12 protein-coding genes are annotated in these 12,472 nt (G+C 65.5%); 9 read left to right on the top strand and 3 right to left on the bottom strand.

The window, feature by feature from the left end; all coding sequences use genetic code 11:
• The first annotated feature begins 7 nt into the window (after positions 1-7).
• Together AB0C34_RS24235 and fabG are read left to right on the top strand one after the other, a co-directional pair.
• Positions 8-628, top strand: a complete 621-nt coding sequence (locus tag AB0C34_RS24235) for an HAD hydrolase-like protein (protein ID WP_357077140.1) — start codon at positions 8-10, stop codon at positions 626-628.
• A 225-nt stretch (positions 629-853) separates the two neighbouring features.
• A complete protein-coding gene (gene fabG, locus AB0C34_RS24230) occupies positions 854-1,606 on the top strand; it encodes a 3-oxoacyl-ACP reductase FabG (RefSeq protein ID WP_357077137.1) in 753 nt (250 codons plus the stop codon).
• A gap of 90 nt (positions 1,607-1,696) precedes the next feature.
• Here the strand turns inward: fabG and AB0C34_RS24225 are convergent, their stop codons facing one another.
• Positions 1,697-2,416, bottom strand: a complete 720-nt coding sequence (locus tag AB0C34_RS24225) for an SDR family oxidoreductase (protein ID WP_357077134.1) — start codon at positions 2,414-2,416, stop codon at positions 1,697-1,699.
• Positions 2,417-2,516: 100 nt separating this feature from the next.
• Here AB0C34_RS24225 and AB0C34_RS24220 point away from each other — a divergent pair, with 100 nt between their 5' ends.
• From AB0C34_RS24220 to AB0C34_RS24210, 3 genes are all read left to right on the top strand, one after another.
• Positions 2,517-3,362 carry a helix-turn-helix transcriptional regulator gene (locus AB0C34_RS24220; RefSeq protein WP_357077131.1) on the top strand — a complete coding sequence of 282 codons (846 nt, stop codon included), beginning with the start codon at positions 2,517-2,519 and terminating at the stop codon, positions 3,360-3,362.
• 286 nt (positions 3,363-3,648) lie between these two features.
• The gene (locus AB0C34_RS24215) at positions 3,649-4,656 is read left to right on the top strand and encodes a Tn3 family transposase (protein WP_357077128.1); all 1,008 of its coding nucleotides are present in this window, start codon (positions 3,649-3,651) and stop codon (positions 4,654-4,656) included.
• Positions 4,657-4,686: 30 nt separating this feature from the next.
• Positions 4,687-6,012 carry an aminoglycoside phosphotransferase family protein gene (locus AB0C34_RS24210; protein ID WP_357077125.1) on the top strand — a complete coding sequence of 442 codons (1,326 nt, stop codon included), beginning with the start codon at positions 4,687-4,689 and terminating at the stop codon, positions 6,010-6,012.
• A gap of 357 nt (positions 6,013-6,369) precedes the next feature.
• Here the strand turns inward: AB0C34_RS24210 and AB0C34_RS24205 are convergent, their stop codons facing one another.
• Positions 6,370-8,652 carry an excinuclease ABC subunit UvrA gene (locus tag AB0C34_RS24205; RefSeq protein WP_357077122.1) on the bottom strand — a complete coding sequence of 761 codons (2,283 nt, stop codon included), beginning with the start codon at positions 8,650-8,652 and terminating at the stop codon, positions 6,370-6,372.
• A gap of 234 nt (positions 8,653-8,886) precedes the next feature.
• Here AB0C34_RS24205 and AB0C34_RS24200 point away from each other — a divergent pair, with 234 nt between their 5' ends.
• Positions 8,887-9,174: a hypothetical protein gene (locus tag AB0C34_RS24200; RefSeq protein ID WP_357077119.1), complete on the top strand. Its 288-nt coding sequence runs from the start codon at positions 8,887-8,889 to the stop codon at positions 9,172-9,174.
• Positions 9,171-9,578 carry a hypothetical protein gene (locus tag AB0C34_RS24195; protein ID WP_357077116.1) on the top strand — a complete coding sequence of 136 codons (408 nt, stop codon included), beginning with the start codon at positions 9,171-9,173 and terminating at the stop codon, positions 9,576-9,578. Before AB0C34_RS24200 ends, AB0C34_RS24195 begins: the two co-directional genes overlap by 4 nt.
• 33 nt (positions 9,579-9,611) lie before the next feature.
• Here AB0C34_RS24195 and AB0C34_RS24190 read toward each other — a convergent pair whose 3' ends face one another.
• Complete coding sequence (locus tag AB0C34_RS24190; RefSeq protein WP_357077113.1) at positions 9,612-10,496, bottom strand: LLM class F420-dependent oxidoreductase; 885 nt, start codon at positions 10,494-10,496, stop codon at positions 9,612-9,614.
• Positions 10,497-10,950: 454 nt separating this feature from the next.
• Here AB0C34_RS24190 and AB0C34_RS24185 point away from each other — a divergent pair, with 454 nt between their 5' ends.
• Together AB0C34_RS24185 and AB0C34_RS24180 are read left to right on the top strand one after the other, a co-directional pair.
• Entirely contained in the window at positions 10,951-11,262 is a 312-nt protein-coding gene (locus AB0C34_RS24185) for a nuclear transport factor 2 family protein (protein WP_357077111.1), read from the top strand.
• 40 nt (positions 11,263-11,302) lie between these two features.
• Complete coding sequence (locus AB0C34_RS24180) at positions 11,303-12,445, top strand: alkaline phosphatase family protein (RefSeq protein WP_357077109.1); 1,143 nt, start codon at positions 11,303-11,305, stop codon at positions 12,443-12,445.
• Positions 12,446-12,472 lie beyond the last annotated feature (27 nt).

Raw genomic sequence — 12,472 nt, 5'->3', positions numbered from 1 at the left:
TCGAGCGATGACCTGCACCGCGGGATTCGACCTCGATATGACGCTGATCGACTCGCGCCCCGGCGTCTCCCGGGCCATCGACATTCTCGCCGCAGAGTTCGGCCTCCCGCTCTCCGGTGACAACTTCGCGGATCGGCTCGGACCGCCACTGGCCGATCTGCTCGTCGACGCCGGAGCACCCGCGGAACTTGTGCCCACGCTGGTCTCCCGTTACCGCGCGCTGTATCCCGCGCTCGTGCCGAGCATCCCTGCCATGCCCGGCGCGCAGGAGGCACTGGCGGCCATCGAGGCGCGCCATGGACGGGTGCTCGTTGTCACCGGCAAGCACGCCCCGCTCGCGCGCCTGCATATCGACGAACTCGGTTGGCGCGTAGATCATCTCGCGGGGGATCTGTGGTCGGCGGCCAAGGCGACCGTGCTGCACGAGCAGGGGGCGGATCTGTTCGTCGGCGACCACGTCGGCGATATGCGCGGAGCGAGGGCCGCCGGAGTGGTGGCGGTCGGAGTCACCACGGGCCCGTGCGCGGCGGATGAGTTGCACGCGGCAGGCGCCGACGTGGTGCTCGCGGACCTCACCGAGTTCCCCGCCTGGTTCGCGAAGGAGTTCGGCACAGCGGTCGTGGGGTAGCGAGCAGTGCTTCGAGTCGCGACGTCGGACCGTCCGGCAACGCCCGAAGGCCAGTGTCGAAGACCACCCTGGCGCTTCTCGCGCTTCCTCGCGCGGCCAGGCGCACCTCGTCGAATACGGATGGCCGCCGCGGTCGACCACCCTGGACCATGGGACCTGAATCCATGAACCGCCCATCGGACGCACCCGCAGCGACATGTTCGCACTCTGAGAGGAGAATGAGCGATGCACCGATTCACCGACAAAGTCGCCATCGTCACAGGCGCCGCACAGGGCATCGGCGCGGCGACAGCGTTACGCCTGGCCGCGGAGGGTGCGAGCGTCGCCGTACTGGACCGCAGTTGCACCGACGAAACCGTCGCGCAGATCACCGCTGCGGGTGGTGTCGCGCTCGGTTACGTGTGCGACGTCACCGATCGCACGTCGGTCCAGACCACGTTCGATGCGACGGCATCCGATCTCGGCCACCCGCACATCCTGGTCAACAACGCCGGCATCACCCGCGACGACCTGTTCTTCCGCCTGTCCGAGGATGACTGGAGTACCGTGCTCTCGGTCAATCTGACCGGCGCCTACCACTGCGCGCAGGTCGCGCAGAAGTTCATGGTGGCCCAGCGTTACGGCAAAATCGTGTCGCTGTCGAGCCGATCGGCGCTCGGCAATCGCGGCCAGGCCAACTACGCGGCCGCCAAAGCCGGCATCCAAGGGTTGACCGCGACACTCGCGATCGAGCTCGGCCCATACAACGTCAATGTCAACGCTGTCGCGCCCGGATACATCGCGACGGCTATGACCGCCGCCACGGCGGACCGGGTGGGGATGACCGCCGAGGACCACCAGACGATGGTCGCCGAACGCACGCCGCTCGGCCGGGTCGGGCAGCCCGAGGAGGTCGCGGCGGTCATCGCCTTCCTCGCCAGCGACGAAGCCTCCTATGTCAGTGGGCAGACGCTGTACGTCAACGGCGGCGCGCGCTAGCGATTTCGGACCGGCGTACCTGCTGGTCCCATCACAACGACCGGCCCACGCACCGCGGTGATCGGCCCAGAACGCGAGCGCCGGGCTCACTCACCAAGCCACCGGGCCGGTCCGGTCGAAAAATCCACCGGTCGGCCCGTCCGGGCCGAGGGTTGCCAGCCGCACAATCGCATCGGTCCCCTCGGTGACGGTCTGGACACCGGCATGACCGTTGAGGTCCGTCGCGGTGTAGCCGGGGTCGGCAGCGTTGACCTTCATTCCTGGCAGCGCGCGCGAATACTGCGAGGTGATCATGTTCAACGCCGTTTTCGACGCAGGGTAGGGCAGACCGAGCAGTGTGGATTCGAGCCGACCGGGGTCGGAGGTGCGCGCCAGCGAACCGATGCCGCTCGAGACCATCACGATGCGCGGTTGTGCCGCATCGCGCAACAGCGGCAAGAACGCGTTGGTCACCTGGACCGGTCCGAACACGTTGGTTTCGAACACCGCACGGAGATCAGCGGCCGAGACCTCGTGCGGCAGCTTGCGAGTACCGCCGATACCCGCGTTGTTGACCAGGACGTCCAGCCGGGGCGAGCGCTGCTGGATCACCTCGACCGCTGCGGCGATCGACGCGTCCGACGTGACATCGAGCTGGACGAACTCGACGTCCAGCCCGATCCGGACGAGTTCCGCGGCGGCCGCCGCGCCCCGAGCCGCGTTCCGTGAGCCGAGGAACACTCGCCAGCCCAAACCCGCCAGTCTGCGTACGGTTTCTTGTCCCAGTCCTTTATTCGCTCCGGTCACCAGCGCCGTTGTCGTCTCAGTCATGCCATGAGCGTCGTGTGATCCCGAACCGGTGCACAGGGCTGCCAACTCCTGGGAGTAGCGGTCCCACCCCGGTCGCGACCGGCTGCGGCATGATCGGATGATGGATCGAACCGAGTTGGCCGCACTGCTCCGGCAGGCACGCGACAGGGTGCGTCCGGGTGATGTGGGCTTGCCCGCCGGTTCGCGCAGGCAGGTGCCGGGTCTGCGCCGTGAAGAGGTTGCACAGCTCGCCGGTGTCAGCGTCGACTATGTGGTGCGACTGGAGCAGGGGCGGGGCCCCCACCCGTCCAGCTCGGTGCTCGCCGCGCTCGCCCGTGCGCTACGGCTCAATGACGAGGACCGCACGCTGCTGTTCCAGTTCGCGGGCGCGGCACCGCCGCAGCAGGGCCGCATCGAGATGGTGGTGCGGCCGAGCGTATTGCGTCTGCTGGACCGGATGGCAGACCTGCCCGCGTTGGTCTTGTCGGCGAAATCCGATGTTCTGGCGTGGAATTCGATGGCTACCGCATTGCTCGGTGATTTGTCGGCGTGGCCGCCCGCGCGGCGCAACATCATCTGGCAGCGTTTCCTGGGAACCGAGCGAGGACGGTTCACAATGACGCCCGCAGAGGCCGACAACGCCGCGGCGTTCTCGGTGGCAAGTCTGCGCGGCGCCCGCGCCCGTTACCCCGACGATTCCGATCTGCTCCGCCTCATCTCGGAACTGCGTGCCCGCAGCCCGCGTTTCGAGCAACTGTGGAACGAGCGGCGGTCCGAGCAGTGGCGTAGTGCGAGCAAAACGGTCGACCATCCGGAGTTCGGGCCGCTTCGGCTGGACTGCGACACCCTGTTGGTTCCGGATACCGATCAAGCCGTTGTCGTCTACTCCGCGGCTCCCGAGAGCCCAGAAGCCTCCGCGCTGGATCTGCTCCGGGTCACCGGAACGCAGCGGTTCACCCCGGCGTAGTAACCGGGGGGAACCGCCAAGATCAGCCGGATAGGCGCAACGGCCTGGTCGGAGGGTTGCTGGCTGGCTATGGGGTGGGGTGCGACTGTTGGTTACGTTCCGCCGCAGTCGGTGACGACTCCTGCGCGGTGGTCGCGGTTCGAGGGGGTGTGGGGTGTGGGGCGATGGTCGGCCGTTACTGTGCGTGGGGTCTTGTTGGGTGTGGCGGGAGAGGGTTTGTGGTTGACGTCGATCGAGCGCACTGCTTATCCGCAGTTCAAGCGGTTGACCTCGGCGCGGGTGTTGCATGTGTTCTTCACTCCCCCTGGCGGAGGAGATCGCGTGGGCGCGGGAGCGGACCGGGGGTCCAGAGGCGTTGTTCGCGCTGGCGCTGGATCGGAAGTGTTTCCAGAAGATGGCACGATTCTGTGCGCGCCAGGAGATCGCCGAGGTCGTGATCGACCACGCCGCTCGGGACCGAGCGGAGGTCGACCCAGACCACGGCAAAGACCCGCGAGGCCGGTATTGCATGGCGGTGTTCACCGGCGGGAGCACCATCGGGCCGTACGAGGCGGCGGAATTCATGCTGGCCACACTGTTCGGGTTCGATCTGATGCCGCGCATCGGTAGCTTCGCCGACCTGACCTTCTTCCGCGCCAACGAGCACGTGGTCTACCCGCACATCGACGCATTGTTCGGCGCACGCACCGCCGCCGCCGGCGGCGGCGGCCGGAACGTCATCGACTGGAAGCTGATCGAGCGGCACTGGCGCGATCCGATGCAGGTCGCGGTCTCCATCGGCGAAGGCCGACTGAGCTCGTCGACGTTGATGCGCAGGTTGCGGTCGAACTCCCGCAAGAACCGCATCTACCAGCTCTTCCGCGAGGTCGGCCGCAGCGTGCGCACCGTCGCCCTGCTACGCCATCTGGCCGACCCGACCCTGCGGGTTTGCGTCACCGCCGCCACCAGCAAGGTCGAGTCCTACTACGGCTTCGCCCAGTGGCTGTCTTTCGGCAACAACGGCGTGCTCGCCGACAACGACCCAGTCGAGCAGGAGAAGCTGATCAAGTTCAACACCCTGCTGGCCAACCTGGTGATCTTCCACAACGCCCTGGAGATCACCGATGTCGTCCGTCGCCTAGTTGCCGAGGGCTGGACCATTACTGCCGACCAACTCGCCGCGCTCTCGCCCTACCCGCGAGCCCATATCAGCCGCTTCGGTGCCTATGCCACCAACGAACTCACCCACCAACCCGACCCGTTCGACCCGGCGCTCACCGAGGTCCACTTCACCACCTTCGACCTCGCTGCCTGAGCGCCCGGTCACAGCGCCAGAAAGCCTTCGATGGGCGGGTCGGGCGTCGATGAGATCATCGCGGAAATGCTGCAGGCAGCCGAGCGTATCGCCGCCGCGCTTGTTTACAAAGCCGCCCCGTATATCAGCGAAACGCACCACGAATTCCCGCACGGGATACTGAACACCTTCGAGCGAGTCCAGCACGAAGACGAGCGGCTCGCACCCGAGATCTACGGGGTTGGTCCGGATGCGCGCGCCGAACGCAATACCACCGCCGAACACCCGGAATCCGGCGTAGATGCGCGGGGACCGGTCCACGAGCCGGACCCGACCGCTGAGGAAGGATCTCCGGACTCGTCCATCGAGGAGCAGATCCACCGAAACGATCGCCACCGATTCGAAATAACTCCGGAAGAGGCCCGGGAATTGTATGAGCAGGTCCGGGATCGGGAACCGGATTTCGCTGGGACCGGCAACAGGGTGAATCTGGTTGACACGAGCGCAGGCCCAGCTGTGGTCAGATTCAAAAAAGAAGAACCGGCTGTGACATTCTTGAAGAAATGGATGCCCGAGAACACGGCCATAAGATACGCACGTGATTGCGGCGACGTGAGAACACCTGATATCCTCTACGCCGGAGTGGATCCCACTACTGGCGGGGAGTTCACAATCATGCGGTATGTCACCGGTACGCGGCCTTCCAATGATCCCGAGCTCAATTGGTTACCTGATCTTTTGGATCAAGTGCAGTCGATGTCTTCACACCCCGTACCGGCAGGAATGGAACTCGACATTCCAGGGTGGCAACAGCAGATGATCCAGCATGCCGACGACGCGTATCACAACCTGCCACCAGATCGTCTGTCGGCGCTCGACGAACTCGGGATCGGGCCGCTGTCTGAGTATGTTCAGCCGGATTATAGGCGTGCTGGCGAACCGATTGTCTTTGCCCACAACGATCTCTATCCGTCCAACCTTCGACTCGATGACCAAGGGAAATTGTGGATTTTTGATTGGGAAACTGCCGGACCCAGCGATCCGCTCTACAACGCATCATTCTTCCTCAACCGTATGGGTTTGGGGGTAGACGAGGCGACCCGCGCTCGGGCCACTGCGATGTGGACCGAGCGGGTGTCTCCTGTGAATCCCGCCGCTCATACCGAATCAGCCCTTCGCATGTACCGCACTATGGAAGACTGGAGAGGAATAGCGATGTGCGCCGGGAAGATGTCGCGTAGCGATGCCGCTGACCCAAACCTCCTCGAGAACGAGGTCGACTGGTACCACGAGCGATTTTCTCGACAGCCCGATTGGCCTGACATTTCACGGGATAAATTACGCACACTGCTCCGCAAATGGGCCGAATTATCCTGAACGTCACGATGAATTTCGCGCTGGAGTAGGCAGGCAAGCCGTCCGCCGCCGACGCCGAGCTCGACAACGATCCGTTGATGTTGTCGTCGCAGTGGGCCGATGAGATCAAGGCCGAGTGAACGCGACGGACCGTGGCGGAAAAATTCGAACAGTCGGGCAGCGACATCGATCCGCTGGACTTGTTCGATCTGGGACCGATGATGCAGCGGTATCTGCAGATGGGGCAACCCTTCCCATTGCCTCCGATTTCACGTTTTCGATCTCTAGACGCTCCGACCAGGGCGTTGCCCCTTTCGCCTTATCTTGGCTGCCCCCAACCTGGCTCGAGCACGCCCGTCGGCGATTACGTGCGCGCCGTTACGCTGCCTTGTACCGGCGCATGTACTTACCGGTCAGCGAGGTGGGGTGGTCGAGAAGAGCGGCGGGCGTTCCGGTGAAGACGATCTCGCCACCGGCCTTGCCGCCATCGGGACCCAGATCGATCACCCAGTCCGAGTGGGCGACCACATCGAGGTTGTGTTCGATCACCACGACCGAGTTACCGCGGTCCACCAGACCATCCATCAGCGCGAGTAGCGTGTCCACATCCGACATGTGCAGGCCGGTGGTCGGCTCGTCCAGCACGTAGACGGTTCCAGTGTTGTGCAGTTGCGTCGCCAGCTTGATCCGCTGGCGCTCGCCGCCAGACAGTGTGCTCATCGCCTGACCGAGGCTGAGGTAGTAGAGCCCGACCTCGTTCATAGTGCGCAACTTGGCATTCAGGGCCTTCTCCGGGAAGAACCCGAGAGCTTCCTCGGCCGACAGCTCCAGCACATCGGCGATGGACTTGTCGCGCAGGGTCAGCGCGAGCACGTCGTCGGAGAAGCGCCGCCCATCACAGGCATCGCAATGGGTGGTCACCGGATCCATGTAGGCAATCTCGGTGATGATCACGCCGCGACCCTCGCATTGCTCGCATGCGCCCGCCGAATTGAAGCTGAACAGGCCGGGCGACTTTCCGGTCGCCTTGGCGAACAGCTTGCGGATCGGATCCATCAGACCGAGATAGGTTGCGGGCGTGGACCGCGACGACGCCGCGATCGCCGACTGGTCGACAAAGATCACCTCAGGATGCTCGACCACGAACACGTCTCGGATCAGGCTGCTTTTGCCGGAGCCTGCGACGCCGGTGATCGCTGTGAGGATGCCGGTCGGGATCCCGACGGTCACATTTTTCAGATTGTGTGTTGTCGCACCCGCGATGAGCAATTCGCCCGTACTGTCGCGGAAACTGTCCTTGACGCGAAACGGCCGGCGCAGCCCGGCGCCGGTAGGGGTCTCGGCCGCTCGGAGGTCGGCGAAACTGCCCTCGAACACCACCCGCCCACCGTGCACACCCGCGCGCGGGCCGACATCGACGACATGATCGGCGATCTGGATGACATCCGGATCGTGCTCCACCACCAGCACCGTGTTGCCCTTGTCCCGCAACGCTCTCAGCAGGTTGTTCAGGCGGCCGACATCGCGCGGGTGCAGACCTACGCTCGGCTCGTCGAAGACGTAGGTCATGCCGATCAATGTGCTGGACAGATGCTTGATCATCTTGAGCCGCTGACCCTCGCCGCCCGACAGCGTCGAGGTCGGACGGTCCAGGCTCAGATAGCCGAGGCCTATGTCGGCCACGCGCTGCAAAGCGGTCCGGATGGCGCCCGCCAGGCCGACGGCAGCTGGGTCGGTGATCTCGTCGAGTACCACCATCAGGTCGGTGACCTGCAATCCTGCCCAGTCCGCGATGTTGCGGCCGTCGATCTTCGTGGCGAGCGCCGCGCCGTTCAGCCGGGCGCCGTCGCAGGTCGGGCAGATGCCCTCGGTGAGGAACTGCTGCATCTGTGCGCGGGTCTTCTCACTGAGTGTCGAGGTGTCGCGCTGCAGCCGGGTGCGGGTGAACTTGGTGACGATGCCCTCGTAGTTCGCCTTCCAGGTGCCCTTGCTGAAGGTCAGCTCCACCTTGCCGCCAGTGCCGTAGAGCAGATCGTGGAATTCGTCGGCGCCGTAGTCGGACAGCGTCTTGTCCGGATCGAACCGGCCCGATTTGCCATACAGTTGCCAATCCCCACTGCCCACCGCGTAGCCCGGCAAGAGGATTGCACCCTCGTTGAGTGACTTGGTCCGGTCGAGCAGCCGATCCGGATCGGCACGCACGGTGACGCCGAGCCCGTCACAGTCCGGGCACATGCCTTGCGGCACGTTGAACGAGTAGTGATAGACGAATCCGGCCGAGGGCGAACCGAATCGGGCGAACATGGCCCGCACCATGGAGAAGATGTCGGTCATGGTGCCGACGGTCGAGCGCGGCCCGCCGCCTACGGGTTGCTGGTCGATGATCACCGGCGCAGTGAGGTTTTCGATCGCTTCGGCGTGTGGGCGCTCGTAGCGGGGCAAGAAGTTGAGGATGAACGCGGGGAAGGTAGCGTAAAGCTGACGCTGCGACTCCACGGCGATAGTGTCGAAGACGATCGACGACTTACCGGAACCGGAGACCCCGGTGAAGACGGTGATCTTGTTCTTGGGAATCTCCAGGGACACATCGCGCAGGTTGTGTTCGCTGGCCCCGAGTATCCGGATTACGTCCGGGAATGCGGTGGATTCTGCGGAAGGCATATCGAACACCTTGCCATCGGGTACCGACAGGGCGCCCGCAGCGGCCATGCCAGATCCCCGCTGGGCGCACTCGGCGCTCGACATCCGTTGCGGCGATGGGCTGCTGGTGAACGAACTTGCTCTCCTAGCCGGCGCAACTGCGGTGGCGGCTCATGTGGCGCTACACCCGGCCCTGGCGCAAATCGATGTGATCGGTCGTTCCCCGCGAGCGGAGTGTCGGGTTACAGTCGTGGTATGACGTCGCCTCGGGACCGTGGAACGCGGAAGGTCACCGTTACGCTGCCCGAGGACGTGGTGGCGGCGCTGGAGCGGTGGCGGACGACCGGCCGGATCGAATCGGTGTCCGCGTTCGTCGCCGAATCGGTGCTGGCGAGGATCAACCAATCCGAATCGCTGGCCAAGCTCGAGGAGGCCTTCGGTGGCCGACCTCCGCTGGACCTGATCAACCGCGCCCGCGCCGCGCAGGGGTTACCGCCGCTGTCCGAGGAGGAGGCGGGCGGCCCGCACGCCGGCGCGGCGTGAGAGCCAGGGCCCTGGGTGGCGTCGTCTTCGACGCCGCCGCCGTGATTGCGTTCGCCAACCGCGCCAACTATGCCCAGGCGGTCACCTGGGCGACGGTAAGCGCTGGCAACACCATCGTCGTTCCGAGCACCGTTCTCGCGGCGGCACGCGCCCACATTCCGGCCGACCGGCGCGACGTCCTCGGTGTACTGCTCGGCCTGCCACACACCGTGATCCCGGCGTTCGATCGAGCGACCGCAGAACGCCTCGGCGTCGACATCGTCGGCAATCCCGCGGCCGAAGCCCTGATCGCGGCGGGTCACGCTACGCGCGAGGCGGTCACGCGGGACTGGCCGTGCCTCACCAGTCGTCCGAAGAAACTGCGCCAGATCGACCCGCGCGTCATCATCGACCCGCTCCCCTGACGCCGGCCGGATCGGTCGGCCTCCGGGGTCAGGTCAGCGCAGGAGTTGGATGACAGGCGCGAGCTTGTTCATACTGTCCTCGAGGACCGTGACATAGGTGATGCCGTACCGGTCCCGACGCTCGCGGAGGTGGTCGGCCATCTCCTCCGGGGTGCCCATGAGCAAGAGGGGGTGCGCTTCCGGGGTATCGGCGACGTCGGGAGGCAGTGCGGGGCCGAAAATCTCGAGGACACCCGCGCGCTCGGCGGGCGGGACCACACGCTGCACCAAGATGTTGAACTCGACCCTGTCGATGCGTGGTCCGAGTAGTTCGCGCACGTAGGCCACGCGCTCCTCGATTTCGGCGAGTCCAGCCATTTGCAGCGGCGCGCCGTTACGCGCGGGGGCGGCGCCAGTGAAAGCGATGATGTCGGCGTGCTCGGCGGCAACACGCAGCAACCGGTCGCCCCAGCCGCCGATGAGCAGGGGCGGGCCGTACGGTTGCGCGGGCTGCGGCTGGTACTCCGGATCGGCGAACAGCCGCCGCAGTGTGATCACGGTGTCGGCCAGATGCTCGACCCGTTTGCGACCACTGTCGAAGGGGATGCCCGCGGTCTCGAACTCCGCCAGCACATAGCCTGCGCCGAGGCCGAGTTCGATCCGGCCATCTGTGAACTGGTCGGTGCCTGCCACGTCGCGAGCCAGCAGCACCGGGTTGTAGAACGGGGTGTTGAGCACGAAGGTGGTCACTCGAACCCGCTTGGTCGCCTCGGCGGCCAGGATCATCGCGGGGAAGGGCGCCGGCAAGCCGAGGTGGTCGGCGACGCCGATCACGTCGAAGCCGAGTTCCTCTGCCCTACGACATTTTTCGATCCACTTCGACCGAGACTCCGGGACCAGCATATTGACACCGAACCGGAAGGAGCGCTGCGCAGTCACGCCTCTTGTCTAACGAACCGGGTTGACCGCACTCACCTCGCCCCCGCGATCGCGGTTCGCACAGGGCCGGGCGCCCCCGCTGCCCCCGCGATGGCAATGGCGATGGCAATGGCGAACTAGAGAACGGCAGCGGCGGACACCGGGACAGGGCAGCTCAACACCTGCCGGACCATGCGATCGGTCTGCCTCTCGGCGGTGTCATCGGCCGCCCCGCGACGGTGGTGACGCGCTGGCCGTCATATTCCCGGCTTCGGGCCACTAGCTGACCGCGCTATGTCCGGGCGGGCGGCAGGATGAGCGCGTATGCCACTCCCGCATATCGCGTCGGCATTGGTGGACGATGTCATGCGAATTATCGCCGCGCTGATCGAGCCGAGCGCGCCCCCACTGACCTACAGTGAACGCTAGATATTTGCTGTCTGATGCTCCCCATCGATCCGAGAGGAACGTACGGATGACCGCACAGCTGGACCCGACGGTGCAGGAGTTCATCGACGCGCTCAATGCCAACGATCAGGATCGGTTCTTCGCGGTGCTCACAGACGACGCGACGATGTCCGACGACGGTGTGGAACGCGATCTCGCCCGGTGGAGTGAATCGGAGATATTCGGCAGCAACGCCCGCATGCAGATCGAGTCCATCAGCGCCGGCGGCACCGAACTGGTTGCCGACTACACCAACTCGCGCTGGGGCTCGATGCGCACGAACTGGCGATTCGTCGTCCGCGACGGGAAGGTCAGTCGCTTCGAAACCGGGCAGGCCTGAGCACTTGCCCTCCGGACCCCGAACTTGACATTCTGACCCCGTGTTCGTCGCACCCCGTTACGGAACAGGCTCCTTGGCCGACCTCTTCCCCTCCGTCCTTGCCGGGCTCGGCGTACCAGGCGCGGACGATCGACTAGGCCTCGAGCTCACCGCGGCCAAAGTCTGCGTCCTGCTCGTGGACGGACTCGGCGCGGACGCGCTCGCGGCGAATCTCGATGCGGCGCCATTTCTCTCCGGCCTCCCGTCCGCCACACTGACGGCGGGGTTCCCGACGACGACGGCCACCAGCCTGGGTTCACTCGGCGTCGGCGCCCCACCCGGCGAGCATGGGATTGTGGGTTATCTGCTCAGTATCCCCGGCTACGACCGACTGCTGAACCCGCTGGCCTGGCGGTTGCACGGCGAGCAGAACCCGTCCGATCTGCGGGCCGAGCTCGTGCCCGAGGAATTCCAGCCCACTCCAACGGTATTCGAGCGCGCCGCCGCCGACGGTATCGCGGTGGCGCAGGTGTCGCCGCGCTACCAGGAAGGATCGGGATTGACCAGGGCGGTGTTGCGCGGCTGCGAGTTCCGTCCCCAGATATCTTTCGGCGACCTGGTCGCCAACGTCAGCGACGCGTTGCGCGCAGGACCCCGCTCGCTCGTCTACACCTACCACGGCGAACTCGACCTCACCGGCCACGTGCGCGGACCGTCTGCCCTGTCCTGGCAGTTGGAACTCGCCAACGTCGACCGACTGGCGGCGGCCATCGCCGATCAGCTGCCCCGGGGTGCGGTTCTGATCGTCACCGCGGACCACGGCATGGTAGAACTCGTCGAGCGCGTCGACTTCGACACCACAGCCGCGCTGCACGAGGGCGTTCGTCTGCTCGGCGGCGAGCCGCGCGCCAGACACGTCTATACCCGCGATGGCGCGTCGGCCGACGTCGCGGCGACTTGGCAGGGCACGCTAGGCGCGGATTTCGCGATACTCACAAGGGACGACGCGATAGCCAACGGCTGGTTCGGGCCGACGGTCAGGCACCGGATCGCCGACCGTATCGGCGATCTGGTCGTGGTCGCTCGCGCGCAGGGCGGCGTGATCCGCAGCGGCACCGAGCCGTTGCAATCGATGCTGGTCGGCCACCACGGCTCGCTCACCCCAGCCGAGATGAACGTCCCGCTACGGGTATTCCGCGCGTAGACCCGGTCCACCGGTCGGCGTAGACTC

The sequence above is a fragment of the Nocardia sp. NPDC049220 genome, from assembly GCF_040647855.1.
Classification (GTDB): domain Bacteria; phylum Actinomycetota; class Actinomycetes; order Mycobacteriales; family Mycobacteriaceae; genus Nocardia.
This window is presented reverse-complemented; position numbering and strand designations above follow the sequence as displayed.

What these genes read in the sequence shown, in the direction of transcription:
- AB0C34_RS24225 (WP_357077134.1), bottom strand. Translation starts at nt 2,416, where the DNA reads ATGACTGAGACGACAACGGCGCTGGTGACCGGAGCGAATAAAGGACTG.
- AB0C34_RS24220 (WP_357077131.1), top strand. Translation starts at nt 2,517, where the DNA reads ATGGATCGAACCGAGTTGGCCGCACTGCTCCGGCAGGCACGCGACAGG.
- AB0C34_RS24185 (WP_357077111.1), top strand. Translation starts at nt 10,951, where the DNA reads ATGACCGCACAGCTGGACCCGACGGTGCAGGAGTTCATCGACGCGCTC.
- AB0C34_RS24205 (WP_357077122.1), bottom strand. Translation starts at nt 8,652, where the DNA reads ATGCCTTCCGCAGAATCCACCGCATTCCCGGACGTAATCCGGATACTC.
- fabG (WP_357077137.1), top strand. Translation starts at nt 854, where the DNA reads ATGCACCGATTCACCGACAAAGTCGCCATCGTCACAGGCGCCGCACAG.
- AB0C34_RS24235 (WP_357077140.1), top strand. Translation starts at nt 8, where the DNA reads ATGACCTGCACCGCGGGATTCGACCTCGATATGACGCTGATCGACTCG.
- AB0C34_RS24200 (WP_357077119.1), top strand. Translation starts at nt 8,887, where the DNA reads ATGACGTCGCCTCGGGACCGTGGAACGCGGAAGGTCACCGTTACGCTG.
- AB0C34_RS24215 (WP_357077128.1), top strand. Translation starts at nt 3,649, where the DNA reads ATGTGTTCTTCACTCCCCCTGGCGGAGGAGATCGCGTGGGCGCGGGAG.
- AB0C34_RS24210 (WP_357077125.1), top strand. Translation starts at nt 4,687, where the DNA reads ATGGGCGGGTCGGGCGTCGATGAGATCATCGCGGAAATGCTGCAGGCA.